Below are 19,157 nucleotides of genomic sequence, written 5' to 3' on the forward strand. Positions count from 1 at the left end.
GATTTTCGATTTTCTGTTGACCCGCGGCCGCCGCCTTGCAATCATCCGACCATGGGTCCGCTTCAGTTCCAGTTGTCCGGAAGCCCCGGGGATGGTCCGCGCAGCCTGACGTCGGCGCTGCACGAACGTCTGCGTGCCGACATCCTGGCGACGCGGCTGCCTCCGGGCCAGAAGCTGCATATCGCGGGGCTCGCCAAACAGTTTTCCGTGAGCCTCGCCGCCGTGCGCGAGGCGCTGTCGCGACTTGTCGCGGACGGGCTCGTGCAGGCGTCGGACCAGCGTGGCTTTCGCGTGAGCCCGGTGTCGCTCGCCGATCTTGCCGACGTGACGCAGACCCGGATCGACATCGAGGGGCTTGCGCTCCGTCGCTCGATCGAACGGGGCGATGCGGCCTGGCTCGAATCGGTGAAATCCGCCTGGGCGGATTTGAAGGCCGTTCCCCATCGCTATCCCGACGATCCGACCGTGCACTATGAGGAGTGGGTGGTCCGTCACCGCATCTTCCATCGTGCGTTGGTCAACGCGTGCGGCTCGCCATGGCTGCTCGGCTTCCGCGACGTGCTGCACGAGCAGAGCGAGCGATATCGCCGCCTCTCGATCCGCCGAGAGGTCGGTGGCAAGCCGCGCAACGTCGAAGCCGAACACAAGGCGATCGTCGCCGCCGTGATCAGGCGCGATGCGGATGCGGCAGTTCGCGCCTTGTCAAAGCACTTCGGCACCACCAAAGAATTCGTCGAGCTCGCCGCCTCTCGCATTGCGGAGGTGAGCCGTACGACCTGACGATCCGGAAAAATCCGGCACACAAAAAGCAGAGACCGGGAGGAAGCCAATAATGAAGATCAATCACGCGCTGATGTCGCTGATCACCGCCGCAATTCTGGCGGGCCCTGCGAGCGCCGCCGACACCATCCGCGTCGGCCTGCCCACGAAGACTTATTGGCCGACGACGATCGCCGAAACGGCGGTGCGGCAGAAACTGTTCGAGAAGGAAGGCATCCAGGCCGAGCTGACCATTTACCGCAGCGGCGCGGAGACGTTCGAAGGCATGGCTGCGGGCGCGGCCGACATCATTCTCGATCCGCCGTCGCTGGTCTCCGCCGGACGCAAGAAGGGCGTGATGTCACGGATCGTCGCCAATGCCGCGATGGGCAATTTCGGCTGGCAATTGATGGTCCCGACCAAGTCGACGCTCGACGTCAAGGACCTCAACGGCAAGAAGGTGGCGATCACCGCGGCCGGCTCCGGCTCCGACCTGCTCGCGCTGTGGACCATCCAGGACAAGAAGATCGACTTTACGCGCGTTCCCGTCGGCGGCGGTGGCTTGGTGCCGAACCTGCTGGCCGGCAATGTCGAGGCGGCCGTGGTCTATTCGCCGCTGAGCTTCCAGATCTCGAAGTCCGGCGAGGCCAAGTCCATCCTCGATTACGCGACCGCGGTTCCGCCGAACCTCACCGCGGGCTGGATCGTGCTCGACAAATTCGCCGAGGCCAGGCCCCAGATGGTGCAGAAGGCGGTGAACGCCCTCTACGGCGCGGTCGCGTTCATGCGCGCCAACCGCGATGTCACGGTCAAGCTGATTGCGGAGCTCTATGAAATGCCGCCGGAGATCGCGGGCCTTGAGTACGACAACACGATCATGAAGCTCGAGACCAGCGGCGACATGGGCGCGGCCAACGTCAATGCGGCCGTGCAGCTCTCGCTCGATCTCGCCAAGCTCGGCGGGCTCAAGGACATCGTGCCGGTCGAGGACGTGATCTCGGCCAAGTTCAAGCCGGTTCCGACCAAGTAGTCACGATGCAAAGCAGGTTCGTCATCAACCTTGCGCGGATCGCGATCATCATCGCGGTCCTGGCGCTGTGGGAGGTGCTGTCGCGCACCGGCATCGTCAATCCGCGCCTGCTGCCGTCGGCGTCCGATACCTTTGTGACGCTCGGCGATCTCCTGCAACGCGCGGCGGTGCAGAAGGATCTGATGGTGACCGCGACCGAGGTGCTGGCCGCGTTCGCGCTGGCCGTGCCGTTCGGTGCGGTGATCGGCTTTCTGGTCGCGGAGAACCGCTACTTCGCGGACGTCGCCAAGCCACTTTTGTTCTTCGCCTTCAGCATCCCGAAATCGATTTTCCTGCCGATGTTCATCCTGGTGTTCGGCGTCGGTTTTGCCCAGAAGGTGGGATTCGGCTTCTTCTCGACGATCTTCATCGTGATCATGTCGACCACCACGGCGGTGGAATCGGTCAAGGTAGAGCATTTGACGGTGGCGCGCTCCTATGGCGCAACGCCATGGCAGACAGCGTTCCGGATTTATCTGCCGAGCATGCTGCCGGTGCTGCTGGAGGCCTTGCGGATCTCCATGATCTTCAACCTCACCGGCGTGATTTTGGCGGAGATGTACGCCTCGCGCGACGGCATCGGTCACCAGATCGCGACCTGGGGCGAGAACTTCCAGATGAAGCAGCTCCTCGCCGGCGTCGTGATGGTCGCCGCGATCGCCATGACCTTCAACGAACTTGTCAGATGGGTGGAAACGCGATGCAGCCATTGGCGAACGTGACCCCGTTGAAGCCCGCCGCGCGGGCCGGTGCGATCGAGGTAAAGAACGTCGGTCAGGTCTTCAAGACCAGATCGCAGGACGTCGTCGCGCTGGAGGACGTCTCGCTCGAGGTCAAGCCCGGCCGCTTCGTCGTGCTGGTCGGCCCGAGCGGCTGCGGCAAGTCGACCCTTCTGATGATGATGGCGGGTCTGCGCCAGCAGACCTCCGGCACGATCACCATCAGCGGCGCGCCGATCCTGCAGCCCGACCCCGACCGGGTCGGCGTGGTGTTCCAGGAGGCGAGCCTGTTTCCGTGGCTGACGGCGGAAGACAATGTCGAGTTTCCGCTGGCGCTGCGCGGCGTGCCCAAGGCGGAGCGCCGCGCCAAGGCACAGGATGCGCTCAAGCTGGTTGGCCTCGACGGCTTCGGCAGGCGTCATCCCCACGAATTGTCCGGCGGCATGAAGCAGCGTGTCTCGATCGCGCGCGGGCTGGTGCAGGACCCCCCGGTGCTGCTGATGGACGAGCCGTTCGCCGCCCTCGACGAGCAGACGCGCATGACCATGGGCGACGAGCTGCTGCGGATCTGGGCTGCGACCGGCAAGACGGTCGTTTTCGTCACGCACAGCCTCACTGAGGCCGTCTATCTCGCCGACGAGGTGATCGTGATGTCGGCGCGGCCGGGCCGCATCGTCGACCATCTCCAGGTCCAGTTGCCGCGGCCGCGCACCTACGAGATGCTGAGCGGCGACGCCTTTGGCGCGCTACGCGACCGCATCTGGCGGCACATCCGCAAATCGGCGTGAGGCGGAGATGAGCGCCAGAATAAGCGCGAAGACGCTGCGATATCTGATCGTGACCGGGCTGATTGCGCTGTGGGAGCTGCTGCCGCGCACCGGCCTCATTCCCGAGCTGTTCCTGCCGTCCCTGTCGTCGACGCTGATCGCCGGATGGACCGATGCTGCCGAATACGGTCATGCGCTCGCGGTGACGCTCTACGAGGTCGTGGTCTCCATGGCATTCGCTTGCGGCGGCGGCATCCTGCTCGGCGCCATCGTCGGCAGCCTGCCGCGTCCGCGCGTCCTGATCATGCCGATGGTGTCGAGTCTGTATGCGGTGCCGCTCGTGATCCTTTATCCCGTCTTCACGGTGTGGCTCGGCATCGGCTCGGAGTCCAAGATCGCGTTCGCCTCGATCTATGGTTTCCTGCCGACAATGCTCGCCACCGCCGCCGGCATCCAGACCATCGACCCGCAGCTCCTGCTGGCCGCGCGCAGCATGGGCGCCACGCTGAGCCAGCGGTTGATCCGCGTCATCATCCCCGCGGCGATTCCGACGGTGCTGTCGGGCCTGCGTGTCGGCGGCGCGCTGGTCATCGTCGGCGTCGTCGTCTCGGAGATGCTGATCTCATCGGCCGGCATCGGCTATCTGATCTCGCGCTACCGCACGATCCTCGACAGCCCGCACGTGTTCGCAGGCGTGCTGCTGGTGCTGTTCCTTGCCATCGCCTTCAACGCCGCGATCCGCTGGATCGAGCGCAAGGCGGCGATCTGGCAGACCGGCACACGGGCCGGTCAGGCCAACGACGAGATCGCGTCGGGCGCGATGCAGCCGGCAACCTGAGGTACTGGCGTGTACGATTTGACCCTGACATTCGACAACGGCCCCGATCCCGATGTGACGCCGCGCGTGCTCGACATTCTCGCCGAGCGCGGCATCAAGACCACCTTCTTCGTCATCGGCGAGAAGCTCGCTGACCCCGCGCGGCGCGGCCTTGCGGCGCGTGCGCACGGGGAGGGCCACTGGATCGGCAATCACACGTTTACGCACACCATTCCGCTCGGTGAGCAGGCGGATCGCGAGGCGGCAGAGAACGAAATCGGGCGCACGCAGTCTGCGATCTCCGATCTCGCGCATCCCCGGCGCTGGTTCCGGCCGTTCGGTGGCGGCGGCAATCTCGATGCGCGGCTGCTGAAACCCTCCGTCGTGGACTATCTCGCCCGCAACAAGCACAGCTGCGTGCTCTGGAATGCGATCCCGCGCGACTGGGACGACCCCGACGGCTGGACCGAGCGCGCGCTCGACCAGTGCAGCCGGCAGCCCTGGACGCTGATGGTGCTGCACGATCTCCCGACCGGCGCGATGGACCGTCTCGAACGGTTCCTTGACGCTGCCGAGGCGGCCGGCGCCCGGTTCCGCCAGGACTTCCCGCCGCAATGCGTTCCGATCCGCAACGGCGAGATTGCGCTTCCGATCAACGACTATGTTTCCTCCATCGAAGAGAGTGTTTGACTGATGAAAGTTGCAAGCTTCACGATCGCCGGCACCGCGAGCTATGGCATCGTCACCGACAAGGGCGTCATCGATGCCGGCAAGCGCCTGAAGGCATATCCGACGCTGAAGGCGCTGCTGGCCAACGGATCGCTCGACGAACTAAAGAAGCTTTCCGGTGAGAAGCCCGACCACGCGCTGCAGGATGTCGCGCTGCTGCCGACGGTACCCGATCCCGACAAGATCTTCTGCATCGGCGTCAACTACGCCACGCATCTGGCCGAGAGCGGTCATCCAACGCCGGCGCATCCGATGATCTTCACCCGCTTCGCCAACAGCCAGGTCGGCCATGGCCAGCCGATGATCCGGCCGCTGGAATCCGAACGTTTCGACTATGAGGGTGAGATGGCCGTCATCATCGGCAAGGCCGGCCGCCGCATCTCGCGCGATGCCGCGCTCGGCCATGTCGCCGGCTATGCCTGCTACAACGACGGCAGCATCCGCGACTGGCAGCGCCACACCTCGCAATTCGCGCCCGGCAAGAACTTTGCCGGCACCGGCGGCTTCGGGCCCTGGATGGTGACGACCGACGAATTGGCCGATGTCACCAAGCAGACGCTGATCACCCGGCTCAACGGTGTCGAGGTGCAGAAGGCCCCGATCTCCGATCTCGTTTTCGACGTGCAGGCCTTGATTGCTTACTGCTCGACGTTCACCGAGCTTGCGCCCGGCGATGTCATCGTCACAGGCACGACCGGCGGCGTCGGCGCCTATCGCACGCCGCCGCTGTGGATGAAGGGCGGCGACGTCGTGGAGATCGAGATCTCCGGCATCGGCATCCTGCGCAATCCCGTCAAGGACGAGGGATCAGCCACGGCGACGCGCGCGGCCTGAGAGCCGCGCGCTATAACAATAAGAAGGAGAATCCCATGCCCATGCCAACGCATCTCCTGCCGACCACGGTGGTCGGCAGCTATCCGCAGCCGGAATGGCTGGTGAATCGCGCCATGCTGTCGAAGGTGGTGCCGCGCACGCGCCTGCACGACATGTGGCGGTTGCCGGCGGAGCATCTGGAGGAGGCGCAGGACGATGCGACCATCGTCGCGATCCGCGACATGGAGCGCGCCGGTATCGACATCGTGACCGATGGCGAAATCCGCCGCGAGAGCTACTCCAACCGCTTTGCCACCGCGCTCGACGGCATCGACGGCGACAATCCCGCGATGATCGTGGCGCGTACCGGCAACACCCAGACCCCGGTGCCGCGCGTCGTGGGTCCCGTGAAACGGAAGGGACCGGTCGAGCTGCACGACATGCAGTTCCTGCGTGAGAACACCGACCGTGCCGCCAAGATCACGTTGCCGGGCCCGTTCACCATGAGCCAGCAGGCCAAGAACGAGTTCTACAAGGACGAGGAGGAGCTCGCGATTGCGCTGGCCGAGGCCGTCAATGCCGAGGCGCTCGATCTGCAAAAGGCCGGCGCGGATGTGATCCAGCTCGACGAGCCCTGGGTGCGCAACAATCCGGAGCTTGCCAAGCGCTACGCCGTCAAGGCGATCAACCGGGCGCTGAAGGGCATCACGGTGCCGACCGTCGTGCATCTCTGCTTCGGCTATGCCGCGGTCGTGCCGGGCTCGAACAAGCCGGCCGGCTATTCCTTCCTCGCCGAGCTCGACGACACCATTGCCGACCAGATCTCGATCGAGGCCGCACAGCCGAAGCTCGACCTCGGCGTGCTCAAGGACCTGTCGTCGAAGAAGATCATGCTCGGGGTGCTCGACCTCGCCGATCCCGCGATCGAGAGCGTCGATACTGTTGCCGCTCGTATCCGCAACGGCCTGAAATATGTCTCGCCGGACCGCCTGGTCCCGGCGCCCGATTGCGGCATGAAGTACATGCCGCGCGCAACCGCGTTCGGAAAATTGAAGGCGATGTGCGATGCGGCGGCCATGGTCCGGCGGGAGATCGGCTGAACAAAGCCGGGCGGGCGAGGATGGTTCGTTCGCCCGCCATCGCCTGGCTGTGGCCCAGTTTGGTCGAAATCTACGGTCGCTCAAAGACCAGTTTCACAACGTTGAACATTCGTCCTCGTTGGCGAGGGGCGACATCGCCGCGGAGGTGAAGCCGCCGTTCAGGCCGACAGGAATTTGGTTAGAAGCTCCGTTGTGTCGGTGGGGTTTTCCTCGGGAAAGAAGTGACCGCCGTTGACGGCCCGACCCTGTACGTTGTCGGCCCACTTCTTCCAAATTCCCAATGCGCCGCCATTCTGCTCGTAGAACGTATCGAGCGGCCCGCCGGAAGCCCACAGGTGCAGCATAGGGCACTTGATGCGCCGGCCTTCCTTCTGGTCCGCCTTGTCATGCTCGATATCCAGGGTTGCGGCCGCGCGGTACTCTTCGCAGATCGCATGCACCCGAGCCGGATCGCGGTAGGTCTCGATGTATTCCGCTCTCACTTCGGGGCCGAATGAGCCCTGGCCGAAGGGATTGTCGAATACCGCGTCCGGCGCACCGATCAGGTATTTTTCGGGAAGCGGTGCCTTCTGCGAGAGGAGGCTCCATGGCCAATAGGTCATGGCGAACTTTGCGTCGGCGTGGCCCCAGGCTTCCGAGATCGGCAGCACGTCAAACACTGCGAGACGTTGCACCTTCTCCGGGTGATCGAGCGCAAGGCGGTAGGAAACGCGACCGCCGCGATCGTGTCCGACCAGATCGAATTTGGAAAAGCCGAGCTTATCCATCACGGCGACAAGTTCATTCGCCATCGCCCGCTTTGAATAGGGATAGTGATCCTCCGCGGAAGCGGGAACGCCGCTGCGGCCATATCCACGAAGATCGACGCAGATGACCGTGCGATCGCGGGCGAGATGCGGCGCCACATGACGCCACATCAGGCTGGTTCGCGGAAATCCATGGACCATGAGCAGTGGGGATCCGCTCCCGTAACGCCTGATGAAAATGGTGTTGTCGTCGGTCTTGATCTCCTTTGTCTCGAAGTGATCGGAAGCGTTCGAGGTGGAGTTGCTTGGGGATTGGCCGGCCGCGCGTCGCGGTAGAAGCGCCAGTGATAGAGCGGCGCTCGATGCAGCGGTCATCACCTGGACGAAGGTGCGGCGCTCGATCTTTGTCTTTTCTGTCATCCCTGAGGTCCTTCGAGGTTCGCGCGACGCTCCTGGCAAACGCCCCTCAGTGACGGCGCGGTGAGACATCTTAGCACCTCCGTGGAAGCACGCTTTCGCAGGATTAGCGTCTCTGAACCGTTCGTGCTGATGATTTCGGTCATCCGGCTGGCGCGATGGGGCAGAGGCGGGGGCAGTCGGGAAGTGATCGCTGGAATGATCCTCCACCTGTAACCAATTTGGTCGCGTCGCCGAATAGCGGAGGTCAGGGTAAGCGGAGGTGCGTCGACGCAAGCCGCCAGAGCAATGGAGGATTCATGTCGGACGAAATCAACCACGATCGCCGGCGTTTCGTTGGTGCTGTAGCAACGACTGTTGCGGCAGCACAATTCGGCGTGATCGCGCCGGCGGTTGCAAATGCCCGAGCGAGCAAGAAGGTCGCCCGCGACGTCAGCAGAAGATCGGAAGCTGCGGGGACGGACGCCACCGTCGTTCTCGTCCACGGCGCCTGGGCCGACGGTTCAAGCTGGGCGCACGTCATTACGCTGCTGCAGTCCGAGGGACTGAAGACGATGGCGGCGCCGATTCCGCTCACATCGCTATCAGATGATGTTGCGGCGCTTGAACGAGCGCTCGAGCGGACCGACGGGCCGGTTGTCCTTGTCGCGCATGCCTATGCCGGCGCGGTGATTGGTGCGGTCACGCAGGAGAGAGTGCGGTCGCTGGTCTTCATTTCGGCCCTCTCTCCCGACGAAGGCGAAACAGTCGCGCAGATATTCTATCGCGACAAGCCGTCGCCGGAGGCGCCGAAACTCACCCCCGACAGTCATGGTTTGCTCTGGATGCCGAACGATCGGTTTGGCGCGGCCTGGTGCCAGCATGCCCGACCTGAGCAGGCTGCGCTCCTTGCTGCGATCCAGCGTCCCATTGCCGTCGCGGCAATCCAGGAAAAGGCTCCGAAAGCCGCATGGAAGGCAAAGCCGTCGTGGTACCTGGTCGCCGAGGAGGATCGAATGATCAATCCGGCGACACAGCTATTCCTGGCACGACGGATGGGTGCGCAGGTTCGCTCCGAGAAAGTCGATCATGCTTCGCCGATCACCGCGCCGAAGCTGGTCACCGGAATGATACGAGAGGCCGTCACAAACTCACGTCCGAGCGTCACGCAGCAACACGGCTGAAACTGTCGCGATCGGTGCGATATAGCGTGCTGGACGGAGTCACCCGCTGACTCTCAATCAGCCGGGGGCAGGTTCGAGCCCTGGTCCGCCCACCCTCAAAGCATCTCAAACCCAGCCGCCATCGACGATGTAGTGCTGAGCGGTGCAGGCGGAGGCCTCGTCGGAGGCGAGGAAGACGGTGAATTTCGCGACCTCGTCCGGCACCAGCCGGCGCTTGAGGCACTGTCGCTGCTGCAGTTCGATCTCGCCCGCCGGCGTCATCCATTTTTCGAGCTGGCGCTCGGTCATGATCCAGCCCGGCGCTATCGCGTTCACGCGGATATTGTAGGGACCGTAATCGCGCGCGAGGGAGCGCGTCAGACCGACCACGCCCGACTTGCTGGCCGTGTACGCCGCCATGCCGCCTTGACCGGCCATCCACGACACCGAGCCGAAGTTGATGATGGCGCCGGCATTCGCCGCCTTCATGTCCGGCAGCACGGCTTGCGCGGCGAAGAACTGGTGTTTCAAATTCACCGCGATGCGGTCGTCCCAGTATTCCGGCGTCATCTCCTCGGTGTTGTGCCGTTCGTCATGAGCGGCATTGTTGACGAGGATATTGATCGCGCCGTGTGCTTTGCGCGCCTCGACGACGCCGGCGCGCAACGCGGCGATGTCAGTCAGGTCGACGCGCTGGAAATGCGCAGCCAGACCCTGATCCGAAAGTTCGCGTGCCAGGCGTTGGCCCTCGTCCACCTTGATGTCGAAGAACACGACATTGGATTTCTGCTGCGCAAAGCGCCGCACGATCGCAGCGCCAATTCCCGCTGCGCCACCGGTGACGAGAACGACCTTGCCGGCAAGGTCGGAATAAACGGCGGTCATGGGCACCTCTCGGCTTGCTGAATGGCGAAGCGACTCTCCGCCCAATGCTCCCGCAGACCTTAGCCATTCCTCGCGTGAGGTGCATAGATCAGAATTTTAGTTGCGTACCTCAAAAATCGAAGGCAGGATTGCAGCCAAAGAATAAGAGCCGGTTGGGAGGAACGTGATGAGACTGCTCGGGAAGCTGGGACTCGCCGCCGCCGCATGCCTGCTTTGGGCCAACTCCGCCGCGGCCGACACGACGGTCAAGTGGCTGCACATCGAGGCCAATCCGGCCCAGGTGAAGATCTGGGAGGAGGTTGCGCGGGCCTATGAGGCATCGCATCCCGGCGTCAAGGTCGAGATGCAGTTCCTCGAGAACGAGGCCTACAAGGCCAAGCTGCCGACCATCCTGCAATCCAAGGACCGGCCGAACATCATCTACAGCTGGGCCGGCGGCGTCCTGAAGACGCAGATCGAGGCTGGCGTCCTCGACGACGTCACCGATCAGGTGAAGGGCTACACCGACAGCCTCACGCCGGCGGCGCTTGCCGCCTTCACGGCCAACGGCCGCGTTTATGGTCTTCCGACTGCGCTGTCGCAGGTCGGCTTCCTCTGCAACAAGGAGCTGATGGCGAAAGCCAAGGTCGATCCTGCCGCCATCAAGAGCTGGGACGATCTGCTCGCCGCGGTGAAGACGTTGAAGGCAGCGGGCGTGACGCCGATCGTGGTCGGCGGCGCCGACAAATGGCCGCTGCACTTCTATTGGACGCATCTTGCTGTGCGCGTCGGCGGTAAGCCGGCCTTCGACGCTGCATTGCGCGGCGAGAATGGCGGCTTCGCCGGCGAGACCTTCCAGAAGTCCGGCGAGTTGTTCAAGCAGCTGGTCGATCTGCAGCCGTTCCAGAACGGCTTCCTCGGCTTCAAGAACCCGCAGGCGGTCGGCTACTTCGGCGATGGCAAGGCGGCGATGACGCTCGCCATCAGCACGGTCTATCATTTGCAGCGCGCGCTTGCCGCCGACAAGGTCGGATTGAGCGAAGACAAGATCTGCTGGTTCGACTTCCCGGTCGTGGCGGGTGGCAAGGGCGCGCCAACCGATACGCTCGGCGGAATCACCGGCTGGCTGATCACCAAGGGGTCACCGAAGGAGGCCGTCGATTTCCTGAAATACTTCGTCTCCAGGGACGTGCAGACGCGGCTTGCTGCGGGCAACTTCATCATCCCGGTGGTGCAGGGCGCGGATGCCGATCTCAACAACGCCTTCATGAAGTTCATCGCGGCCAATCTGGCGAAGTCGAACTATCACCAGAACTTCTATGACCAGAGCCTCGGCCCCTCGGTCGGCCGCGTCGTCAACGACGTCACCGCCGAGATCGCCGGCGGCAGCATGAGCCCGCAAGACGCGGCCAAGGCGATCGAGGCGGCTTGGAAGCAGGGTAACTGACGGTGGCACGCCGGGCCGCGAGCGTGTCGGCGATGGACGTTGCCGGTGAGCTGGTCCCGCAGGTCGCTGAGCGCGGCCCGAGTTGGGACGGCAGGCTGACGGTCCTGATCCTGTTCCTGCCGCCGGCGCTGCTGTTGTTCACGCTGTTCGTGGTGCTGCCGATTGGCGAGGCGGCCTGGTACTCGGCCTTCAACTGGAACGGGTTCGGCAGGCCGACCAACTGGATCGGCTTCGACAATTACCGTTTCGTGTTGGAGACACGCGCCTTCTGGCTCGCGCTGCGCAACAACGGGCTGATCATCGCTGTGTCGCTCGCCGTCCAGCTGCCGCTTGCGCTCACGCTGGCCTTGATGCTCGCCGAACGCTTTCGCGGGGCGGTGGCGCTGCGCATGCTGTTCTTCATGCCTTATATCCTGGCCGAGATCGCGACCGGACTGATCTTCAGCTTCGTCTACGACGGCGATTACGGCCTTGTCGCCTCGATCTGGCGTACCTTCGGCGCCAAGCCTCCGCATCTGCTGGCCTCGACCGATACGGCAATGCTGGCCGTGCTGATCGTCGTCGTCTGGAAGTACTTCGGTTTCCACATGATGCTGTTCATCGCGGCGCTCCAGGGCCTCGACAAGAGCCTGATCGAAGCCGCGCGCATCGACGGCGCGACGCGTTCGCAAGCCCTGCGACACGTGGTCATCCCCTTGCTCTATCCGACGATTCGGCTCTCGGTGTTCTTCGCCATCGTCGGCTCGCTGCAGCTGTTCGACCTCGTCATGCCGCTGACGCGCGGGGGGCCCGCGGACTCCTCGAACACGATGGTGAGTTTCCTCTACAACAACGGTATCTCCCGCATGCGGGTCGGCTATGGCAGCGCCATCGGTGTCATTCTGTTCATGATCTGCGTGACCTTTGCCTTCACGTACAAGCGATGGTTCATGCGGGATGAGTAGCACCGAGACCAATCGTACGCCGTTCGATCCTGCCGTGCTGTTCAAGGCGGTGTTCCTCGCCGTCGTTGCCGTTTTCGTGCTGGTGCCGCTGCTTGCAACCTTGCTCGGCGGCTTCAAATCGCTCGGCGAACTGCGCGTCAATCCGTTCGGCCTGCCACGTCACTGGGAGTGGCAGAACTATGCCGACATCCTGTTCTCCGCGCGCTACTGGCAGCTCTTGCGCAACTCGCTGATCATCTCGACGCTCACGGTGACCCTGACCCTGATCGTCGCCTCGATGGCGGCGTTCACCTTCGCCCATGTCAGGTTCTACGGCTCATCGATGCTGCTGAGCTACCTGACGCTCGGCCTGCTCTTTCCGGCCGCGACCGCGGTGTTGCCGCTGTTCATCAAGGTGCGCGATCTCGGGCTGCTCGACACCTATTTTGGCGTGGCACTGCCGCAGGTGGCCTTCAGCCTCGCGATGAGCGTGTTGCTGCTGCGGCGTTTCTTCAAGGACATTCCCTATGAACTGCTCGAGGCTGCGCTGGTCGACGGCTGCAGCTACATCAAATTCTTCCGCTATGTGACGCTGCCGTTGTCGCGACCGATCCTGGCGACCGTCGGGACCATCACTTTCGTCAACAGCTGGAATGCCTATCTGCTGCCGCTGGTGATGCTCAACACCGATGCGCTCTATCCCTGGCCGCTCGGCATCATGGTCTATCAGGGCGAGTATTCGTCCGAGTGGCACCTGATCCTGGCCTTCATCACGCTCACCATCCTGCCGACGATCATTCTCTTTCTCCTGGCGCAGAAGCACATCGTCGCCGGCCTCACCGCAGGCGCGGTCAAGGGATGAACGATACCTCACGGAGATCACAATGAGAAAAGTCGGAATCGGAATCATCGGCTGCGGCAATATCAGCACCGCCTATCTGAAGGCGGCCCAGCGCTTTCCTGTCATGGAAATCAAGGCGCTCGCCGATATGCGCAGCGATGCGGCAGAGCGGCAGGGCGCCGCGTTCGGGCTGCCGGCGATGCGGGTCGATCAACTGCTCAAGCGAGAGGATGTCGAGATTGTCATCAATCTCACGGTGCCACTCGCCCACACCGACGTCAGCCTCGCGGTGCTGAACGCCGGGAAGCACGTTCATTCCGAGAAGCCGCTCGGCATCGACGTTGCGGAAGCCCGCAAGGTGATGGATCTCGCCGCGCAGAAGGACCTTCGCGTCGGCTGCGCGCCCGACACGTTCCTTGGCGGTGGGCACCAGACCGCGCGCAAGCTGATCGACGATGGCGCGATAGGCACGCCGGTCGCGGGCAGCGTCTTCTTCGGCTGTCCCGGCCATGAGCGCTGGCACCCGTCACCGGGATTCTATTACCTTCGCGGCGGAGGGCCGATGCTCGACATGGGGCCGTACTACATCACGGATCTCGCGCAGCTGCTTGGCCCGGTCGCGAGCGTGATGGGCTCGACCGCGCGCCCGAAATCCGAACGGTTGGTCACCAGCCAGCCGATGAACGGCACCTTGATCCCGGTCGAGGTTTCGACCCATGTCGCCGGCACGCTCGAATTCGAGAGCGGGGCGGTCGTCTCGATCGCGATGAGCTTCGACGTACCGAAGCACCGGCACGCGCCGATCGAGATCTATGGTGACAAGGGCAGCATGCTGGTGCCGGACCCGAACCGGTTCGGCGGCGAGGTGCAGGTCGCGAAGACTGGCGGTGAATGGGAGCCGGTGCCGCTGACCCACGGTCATGTCGACGGCGAGTTTCGTTCCATCGGTGTCGCCGACATGGCCTCCGCGATCCTGAACAACCGCCCGCATCGCGCCAGCGGCGCGCTCGCTTTCCATGTGCTCGAGGTGATGGAGGCATTCCAGACCTCCGCCGACGAAGGACGCCGCGTCAAGATCGGGAGCTGCGTCGAGCGGCCGGCAATGCTGCCGGCCGGACGTGAAATCGGACAGATCGACTGAGGGAATGACCATGCGCAAGGCAATGATTGTATGGGGCGGCTGGCCGGGACACGATCCCGATCTCTGCGCCTCGATGATCCGCGGCTGGCTGAAGTCGGAAGGCTTCGAGGTCCGGGTCGAGACCACGACGGCGGCGTTCGCCGATCCCGCGATCCACGATCTGTCGCTGATCATCCCGATCTACACCATGTCGAAGATCGAGAAGGCGGAAGCGCTCAATCTCTGCGCAGCGGTGCGTGGCGGCGTCGGGCTGGCCGGGCATCATGGCGGCATGTGCGATGCGTTCCGCGAGTCCGTCGACTACCAGTTCCTGTGCGGCGGGCAGTGGGTCGCGCATCCCGGCAACATCATCGACTACAAGGTCGACTTGACGAAGCCGGATGACCCCATCATGAAGGGGCTGAAGAGTTTCGAGCATCGTTCCGAGCAGTACTACATGCATGTCGACCCCGCCAACGAGGTTTTGGCGACCACGACCTTCACCGGCGAGCACGCGCCCTGGATCGACGGCGTGGTGATGCCTCTGGTCTGGAAGAAGCGATACGGCGCGGGCAGGGTATTCTACTCCTCGCTCGGCCACCGCGCTTACGAGCTCGACGTACCGGAGATCCGAACGTTGATGACTCGCGGCATGCTGTGGGCCGCGCGGGAATGACAGCCGGTGCGACGCAGCCGGCGGTTCGCGCCACGCTGGAGGACGTCGCGCGTGCGGCGGGCGTTTCGCTCGCAACCGTCGACCGCGTCGTCAACCGGCGTGAGGGCGTGCGCGCCAAGACCGTCGCACGTGTCGAGGCCGCGGTGGCAAAACTCGGCTATCGAGGCGATGTCGCGGCCGCGCGCCTCGCCCGCGGGCAGACGTTCCGCTTCGCCTTCGTGCTGCCGAGCGGCAGCAACAGCTTCATGACCAACCTGGCCGAGCAGGTCCAGCGCACCGCGGACTGGCTCGCCGGCCACCGCGGCTTCATCGATATCCTCCATGTCGACGTGTTCGATCCGGATGTGCTCGCCGGTGCGCTGGAAAACCTGTCGCCGGCCTATCAGGGCGTCGCCGTCATCGCACTGGACCATCCCAGGGTGCGCGCCGCGATCGACGAGCTCGCCGCGCGCGGGGTCGCCGTGGTGACCCTTGTGTCGGACGCGCCGAGCTCGCGCCGGCTCCATTATGTCGGCATCGACAACCCGGCCGCGGGGCGAACTGCGGCAACGTTGATGGGACGTTTCCTCGCCGGCCGCGAGGGGAAGGTTGCCGTGATCGCGGGATCGCTGTCGCTGCGCGATCACACCGAGCGGCAGTTCGGCTTCCACCAGATCCTGTCCAGCGAGTATCCGAGCCTGCTCGCGCTGCCGGTGATCGAAGGCCGCGACGACAGCGAGCGCACGCGGGAGCTCACGGCCGCGCTGCTGGCGCGCCACGCCGATCTCCGCGGCATCTACTGCTGCGGCGCCGGGAACCGCGGCATCGCCAATGCGCTGGAGGCCCTGGGCCGCGCGCGTGAAGTGGTCTGGATCACGCACGAGCTGACCCAGTACACGCGGCGTTTCCTGGTCCGCGGCACGCTCGATGCCATCATCAACCAGGATCCTGGTCACGAGGCGCGGTCTGCGGCGCGAGTTCTGCTCGCGCATTGTTCGGGTGAGCCCATCAGCCGCGACCAGGAGCGCATCCGCATCGATATTTTTCTGCGGGACAACCTGCCGTGATTAGCGTTCGCAGGTGATGCGCAGCTTGCTTCGATAGGTGTCGCGAAGCGCCGCAGCGGCCTCAACGGTGCTCAGAAGTTCGCTGCCATTGCGGCGAGGTGCTGATGGGCTCTTTCGCGGGCAGCCTCGATGGGCTGTTGCGGCCCGGTGGTTGGCCCGATCGGCACGAAACGGACATTGCTGATACCGATAAAGCGCAAAATTTCCCGCAGGTAAGGCGTTGCCATGTCGATGCGCCCGCGGTTCATTCCAGTGGCGAAATCGCTGCCGCTGGCGAGGATCACCGTGGTTGGCCGGTCCTTCAGCAGCGGGAGATATCCCAGGGAGGGATCGAACCGAAAGGTGAGCCCGGGCTGGACGATGACATCGAACCATTGCTTGAGCTTGTAGGGAATGCTGAAGTTCCACATCGGCGTCGAGATCAGCACCCGATCGGCCAGTGAAAACCGCAGCGCCATCCGCTCGGCCTCGGCAAAGCTGTCGCGCTGCGCGTCGTTGAAGGGCTGCGCCTTCATGCGCGCATATTTGGCCTCGACGATGGGACCCGCGAATTCGGGCAGCCGCTCGCGCCAGAGATCCACGACGTCGATATCCCAGTCCGGACGGGCCTGCCGAAACCCGTCAAGAAAGACGCGCGCGCCGGCGCTCGACTCGGAGTCGGCACGGGGCGAGCAGGAGAGGTGCAAAAGCTTTGCCACCACTCATCCCAGCGCTCTGATGACGGCATCCGCCCGGGTGACGACGGCGACGTTCTGCATGGCAAAGTTGATCGAGGCGGAGTGCCAGTCGGCATTCATGGTCGAGCAGCAGTCTTCCGGCACGATCATGAAATAGCCCTTGTCGGCGCCGGTGCGCGCGGTGTGCTCGACCGACATGTTGGTCCATGCGCCGGTGTTGATGATCATGTCGCGCCCGGTGGCTTTCAGGATCGTCTCCAGCCGGGTGCCCTCCCAGGCGCTCATCCGCATCTTCTCGACGACGAAATCGCCGGGCCGCGGCTCGAGGCCGGAGACCGGGGCGGCGCCCCAGCTGCCGCGCACCATCGCCTTGCTGTCGACGAGGCCCTCGAACAGCGGTGCGTTCAGCGTCACGCCGGGCGCGCCGGGCTCGACCACGAACCAGACGTGGATGATGGCGACGCCGCGCGCGCGAGCTGTCTCCGCCAAGCGCCGGACGTTCTCGACCACATGCTGTTGCTTCGCATGACCCGGTGCGCCTGACTCGGCGAACGCGCCGCCATCCATGATGACGTCGTTCTGAAGATCCTGAATGATCATGGCGCAGCGGCTCGGATCGAGCCGCATCTCGCCGTCGGCGAGGATGGGCGCTGCAGAGGCGGAGCCGGCGCTTGCGCCGCCGCTGCCGCGTTTGCCGCTCATATAGGGTTCATGGCGTGGGCCGGCCTTGGTCGGGATGGCATAGACCGAATGCGTCGACGTCAGATAGAGCGTACGGAAATCCGGGCCACCCCAGGCTAGGTTGGCGACGAGCTCAGGCACGCGGACTTTCCCCAGCAGCTCGCCGCGCGATGAATAGACCCAGACGCCGCCGGGCGCGGTGACCCAGACATTGCCATGCTGGTCGCACTTCATGCCGTCGGGCAGGCCCGGCTCCAGCTCGGAGCGGATGCCGCTCGCGAACACGCGCGCGTTCGACAGTGAGCCGTCGCCGTTGACATCGAACACGCCGATCAGCGCCTGCACGGTATCGTTGACATAGAGCAGTTTCTCGTCGGGCGAGAAGCACAGCCCGTTCGGCTGGTCGAACAAATTGCGGTCCACCACGAGCTTCGGCTCGCCGCCGGGCATGACGCGATAGACGCCCTGGAAGCCGAGCTGGCGCGGCCGCTCGACACCATAGACCGGCATGCGGCCATACCAGGGATCGGAGAAATAGATGGCACCGGAGGAGTGCACGCAGACGTCGTTGGGGCTGTTGAGCTCCTGTCCCTGGAAGTGCGAGGCCAGCACCTCGCGTCGCCCGTCCGGCCGCTCACGGATCAGCGACGAGGTCGCGTGCTCGCAGACGATCAGATTGAGCTCGGCATCATAGGTCATGCCATTGCACTTGTTCGACGGGCGCTTGACCTCCGCGACGCCGCGCCGCGCATCCCAGCGCCGCCGCACGTCGCCCGGCATGTCCGAGAACAGGAGATAGTGATCGACCGGATGCCAGATCGGCCCCTCCGTGAAGTCAAAACCCGTTCCGACCTGCGCGACCGGCGCGTAGGGGTCGATCAGGCTTTCGAATTCGGAGCGCAAGGTGACATGCGTCATCGGTCGATATCCTCAGGTCCGTCAGGCAGGGAACCAGTTGCGCGCAGGCAGCGACTGCACGATCGGTCCGGGGACCTGGTCGTGCAGCCGTCCGACGACCATGCCGCCCTCGATCTTGGCCGGCCTGTCGTGCACCGGCAGCAGATAGCGCGAATTGCTGAGCAGCTTCTTGATCGACGCCTTCTCGGCCCGCTTGCTGGTGCCGTGGTTTCCCGTCGTCCGCGGCTCCCAGTCGTGGATCTCGTTGAATGGCGTGACGATCTGGTCGTTGAAGTCGTAGATCACGTCGCCGCAGATCGTCGCGATGCCGTCGGCAGTCTCGACGATGACGTTCATCGATCCCTCGGTATGTGCATTGGCCGCATCGCAATAGACGCCGGGCATCAATTCGATAGGACCTGTGATCTCGAGGTCGAGGAAGCGCAGCGCACTCTTGGTGTGCAGTCGGTCGATGAGATGCTTGATGTCGGGCGCCGGATATTGCGGATGCATCAAGCCGGAGACGGAATATTCGAGTTCTTTCCGGTTGAGGACGACGGTCGTATTCATCGGAAACAGATCGTCCTTGCCGGCGTGGTCGATGTGCAGATGGGTGTGGCAGACGAAGCGGACGTCGCCCATGCGTACGCCGTGGCGGGCGAGCTGGTTCTCGATCATGTGCTCGTGGTATTGCAGGCCGCGCATCCCCAGCGTTTCCATGATCTGGTTGGAGCGGTAGCCGGTATCGACCACGACCGGATATTTGCCGCCGAGGATCAAAAAGCCGAGGGTGAGGACGCGGCGAGTGCGGCCGCAGTCGCGGCCGAGGACCAGAAAGCTGGATTCCAGCTCGATATCGCCATAGTCCAGGATCTTGATCTCCAGCGCCATTCGTTTCCCTCCCTGT

General features: G+C 64.1%; 20 protein-coding genes. 15 read left to right on the top strand and 5 right to left on the bottom strand.

What is annotated here, in order from left to right; all coding sequences use genetic code 11:
• The first annotated feature begins 51 nt into the window (after positions 1–51).
• Genes ACKWRH_RS15410 through ACKWRH_RS15445 form a run of 8 tightly spaced genes read left to right on the top strand, consistent with a single transcriptional unit; the run spans position 52 to position 6,773 of the window.
• On the top strand, positions 52–780 hold the full coding sequence (locus tag ACKWRH_RS15410; RefSeq protein ID WP_445221245.1) for a GntR family transcriptional regulator: 729 nt from the start codon (positions 52–54) through the stop codon (positions 778–780).
• 52 nt (positions 781–832) lie between these two features.
• On the top strand, positions 833–1,789 hold the full coding sequence (locus tag ACKWRH_RS15415; RefSeq protein WP_445221246.1) for an ABC transporter substrate-binding protein: 957 nt from the start codon (positions 833–835) through the stop codon (positions 1,787–1,789).
• A gap of 5 nt (positions 1,790–1,794) precedes the next feature.
• Positions 1,795–2,550, top strand: coding sequence for an ABC transporter permease (locus ACKWRH_RS15420; protein ID WP_445221247.1), 756 nt, complete (start codon positions 1,795–1,797; stop codon positions 2,548–2,550).
• Positions 2,529–3,335: an ABC transporter ATP-binding protein gene (locus tag ACKWRH_RS15425; RefSeq protein ID WP_041956016.1), complete on the top strand. Its 807-nt coding sequence runs from the start codon at positions 2,529–2,531 to the stop codon at positions 3,333–3,335. The genes ACKWRH_RS15420 and ACKWRH_RS15425 overlap by 22 nt, the downstream gene beginning before the upstream one ends.
• Positions 3,336–3,342: 7 nt before the next feature.
• The gene (locus ACKWRH_RS15430) at positions 3,343–4,152 is read left to right on the top strand and encodes an ABC transporter permease (protein ID WP_445221248.1); all 810 of its coding nucleotides are present in this window, start codon (positions 3,343–3,345) and stop codon (positions 4,150–4,152) included.
• A 9-nt stretch (positions 4,153–4,161) separates the two neighbouring features.
• A complete protein-coding gene (locus ACKWRH_RS15435) occupies positions 4,162–4,821 on the top strand; it encodes a polysaccharide deacetylase family protein (RefSeq protein WP_445221249.1) in 660 nt (219 codons plus the stop codon).
• 3 nt (positions 4,822–4,824) lie between these two features.
• On the top strand, positions 4,825–5,694 hold the full coding sequence (locus ACKWRH_RS15440) for a fumarylacetoacetate hydrolase family protein (RefSeq protein WP_445221250.1): 870 nt from the start codon (positions 4,825–4,827) through the stop codon (positions 5,692–5,694).
• A gap of 35 nt (positions 5,695–5,729) precedes the next feature.
• Entirely contained in the window at positions 5,730–6,773 is a 1,044-nt protein-coding gene (locus ACKWRH_RS15445) for a 5-methyltetrahydropteroyltriglutamate--homocysteine methyltransferase (protein WP_445221251.1), read from the top strand.
• A gap of 158 nt (positions 6,774–6,931) precedes the next feature.
• Here ACKWRH_RS15445 and ACKWRH_RS15450 read toward each other — a convergent pair whose 3' ends face one another.
• Positions 6,932–7,939, bottom strand: a complete 1,008-nt coding sequence (locus tag ACKWRH_RS15450; protein WP_445222409.1) for an alpha/beta fold hydrolase — start codon at positions 7,937–7,939, stop codon at positions 6,932–6,934.
• Between the two features lie 296 nt (positions 7,940–8,235).
• Here ACKWRH_RS15450 and ACKWRH_RS15455 point away from each other — a divergent pair, with 296 nt between their 5' ends.
• Positions 8,236–9,099, top strand: coding sequence for an alpha/beta fold hydrolase (locus ACKWRH_RS15455; RefSeq protein WP_445221252.1), 864 nt, complete (start codon positions 8,236–8,238; stop codon positions 9,097–9,099).
• 105 nt (positions 9,100–9,204) lie between these two features.
• Here the strand turns inward: ACKWRH_RS15455 and ACKWRH_RS15460 are convergent, their stop codons facing one another.
• A complete protein-coding gene (locus ACKWRH_RS15460) occupies positions 9,205–9,963 on the bottom strand; it encodes an SDR family NAD(P)-dependent oxidoreductase (protein WP_445221253.1) in 759 nt (252 codons plus the stop codon).
• 166 nt (positions 9,964–10,129) lie between these two features.
• Between ACKWRH_RS15460 and ACKWRH_RS15465 the strand changes: the two genes are divergently transcribed.
• The 6 genes from ACKWRH_RS15465 to ACKWRH_RS15490 are packed head-to-tail and all read left to right on the top strand — an operon-like array spanning position 10,130 to position 15,995.
• The gene (locus ACKWRH_RS15465) at positions 10,130–11,389 is read left to right on the top strand and encodes an extracellular solute-binding protein (RefSeq protein WP_445221254.1); all 1,260 of its coding nucleotides are present in this window, start codon (positions 10,130–10,132) and stop codon (positions 11,387–11,389) included.
• A 2-nt stretch (positions 11,390–11,391) separates the two neighbouring features.
• Positions 11,392–12,333: a carbohydrate ABC transporter permease gene (locus tag ACKWRH_RS15470; protein WP_445221255.1), complete on the top strand. Its 942-nt coding sequence runs from the start codon at positions 11,392–11,394 to the stop codon at positions 12,331–12,333.
• Entirely contained in the window at positions 12,326–13,174 is an 849-nt protein-coding gene (locus ACKWRH_RS15475) for a carbohydrate ABC transporter permease (protein ID WP_085403202.1), read from the top strand. The genes ACKWRH_RS15470 and ACKWRH_RS15475 overlap by 8 nt, the downstream gene beginning before the upstream one ends.
• Before the next feature lie 22 nt (positions 13,175–13,196).
• Positions 13,197–14,294, top strand: coding sequence for a Gfo/Idh/MocA family protein (locus tag ACKWRH_RS15480; RefSeq protein ID WP_445221256.1), 1,098 nt, complete (start codon positions 13,197–13,199; stop codon positions 14,292–14,294).
• Positions 14,295–14,304: 10 nt separating this feature from the next.
• Complete coding sequence (locus ACKWRH_RS15485) at positions 14,305–14,949, top strand: ThuA domain-containing protein (RefSeq protein ID WP_445221257.1); 645 nt, start codon at positions 14,305–14,307, stop codon at positions 14,947–14,949.
• Positions 14,946–15,995 (top strand): LacI family DNA-binding transcriptional regulator, encoded by a 1,050-nt coding sequence (locus tag ACKWRH_RS15490; RefSeq protein WP_445221258.1) that lies wholly within the window; start codon positions 14,946–14,948, stop codon positions 15,993–15,995. The genes ACKWRH_RS15485 and ACKWRH_RS15490 overlap by 4 nt, the downstream gene beginning before the upstream one ends.
• A gap of 71 nt (positions 15,996–16,066) precedes the next feature.
• Here ACKWRH_RS15490 and ACKWRH_RS15495 read toward each other — a convergent pair whose 3' ends face one another.
• Genes ACKWRH_RS15495 through ACKWRH_RS15505 form a run of 3 tightly spaced genes read right to left on the bottom strand, consistent with a single transcriptional unit; the run spans position 16,067 to position 19,141 of the window.
• Positions 16,067–16,693: an FMN-dependent NADH-azoreductase gene (locus ACKWRH_RS15495; protein ID WP_039157148.1), complete on the bottom strand. Its 627-nt coding sequence runs from the start codon at positions 16,691–16,693 to the stop codon at positions 16,067–16,069.
• A 3-nt stretch (positions 16,694–16,696) separates the two neighbouring features.
• The gene (locus ACKWRH_RS15500; RefSeq protein ID WP_445221259.1) at positions 16,697–18,271 is read right to left on the bottom strand and encodes an isochorismatase family protein; all 1,575 of its coding nucleotides are present in this window, start codon (positions 18,269–18,271) and stop codon (positions 16,697–16,699) included.
• Between the two features lie 21 nt (positions 18,272–18,292).
• Entirely contained in the window at positions 18,293–19,141 is an 849-nt protein-coding gene (locus ACKWRH_RS15505; RefSeq protein ID WP_028147221.1) for an N-acyl homoserine lactonase family protein, read from the bottom strand.
• Positions 19,142–19,157: the final 16 nt, after the last annotated feature.

Source organism: Bradyrhizobium sp. Pa8 (assembly GCF_052588265.1).

Bases quoted from the DNA above. Each gene is read 5' to 3' on its own strand.
- ACKWRH_RS15410 (WP_445221245.1), top strand. From the start codon at position 52: ATGGGTCCGCTTCAGTTCCAGTTGTCCGGAAGCCCCGGGGATGGTCCG.
- ACKWRH_RS15415 (WP_445221246.1), top strand. From the start codon at position 833: ATGAAGATCAATCACGCGCTGATGTCGCTGATCACCGCCGCAATTCTG.
- ACKWRH_RS15420 (WP_445221247.1), top strand. From the start codon at position 1,795: ATGCAAAGCAGGTTCGTCATCAACCTTGCGCGGATCGCGATCATCATC.
- ACKWRH_RS15425 (WP_041956016.1), top strand. From the start codon at position 2,529: ATGCAGCCATTGGCGAACGTGACCCCGTTGAAGCCCGCCGCGCGGGCC.
- ACKWRH_RS15430 (WP_445221248.1), top strand. From the start codon at position 3,343: ATGAGCGCCAGAATAAGCGCGAAGACGCTGCGATATCTGATCGTGACC.
- ACKWRH_RS15440 (WP_445221250.1), top strand. From the start codon at position 4,825: ATGAAAGTTGCAAGCTTCACGATCGCCGGCACCGCGAGCTATGGCATC.
- ACKWRH_RS15445 (WP_445221251.1), top strand. From the start codon at position 5,730: ATGCCCATGCCAACGCATCTCCTGCCGACCACGGTGGTCGGCAGCTAT.
- ACKWRH_RS15450 (WP_445222409.1), bottom strand. From the start codon at position 7,939: ATGACAGAAAAGACAAAGATCGAGCGCCGCACCTTCGTCCAGGTGATG.
- ACKWRH_RS15455 (WP_445221252.1), top strand. From the start codon at position 8,236: ATGTCGGACGAAATCAACCACGATCGCCGGCGTTTCGTTGGTGCTGTA.
- ACKWRH_RS15460 (WP_445221253.1), bottom strand. From the start codon at position 9,963: ATGACCGCCGTTTATTCCGACCTTGCCGGCAAGGTCGTTCTCGTCACC.
- ACKWRH_RS15465 (WP_445221254.1), top strand. From the start codon at position 10,130: ATGAGACTGCTCGGGAAGCTGGGACTCGCCGCCGCCGCATGCCTGCTT.
- ACKWRH_RS15475 (WP_085403202.1), top strand. From the start codon at position 12,326: ATGAGTAGCACCGAGACCAATCGTACGCCGTTCGATCCTGCCGTGCTG.
- ACKWRH_RS15480 (WP_445221256.1), top strand. From the start codon at position 13,197: ATGAGAAAAGTCGGAATCGGAATCATCGGCTGCGGCAATATCAGCACC.
- ACKWRH_RS15485 (WP_445221257.1), top strand. From the start codon at position 14,305: ATGCGCAAGGCAATGATTGTATGGGGCGGCTGGCCGGGACACGATCCC.
- ACKWRH_RS15490 (WP_445221258.1), top strand. From the start codon at position 14,946: ATGACAGCCGGTGCGACGCAGCCGGCGGTTCGCGCCACGCTGGAGGAC.
- ACKWRH_RS15500 (WP_445221259.1), bottom strand. From the start codon at position 18,271: ATGACGCATGTCACCTTGCGCTCCGAATTCGAAAGCCTGATCGACCCC.
- ACKWRH_RS15505 (WP_028147221.1), bottom strand. From the start codon at position 19,141: ATGGCGCTGGAGATCAAGATCCTGGACTATGGCGATATCGAGCTGGAA.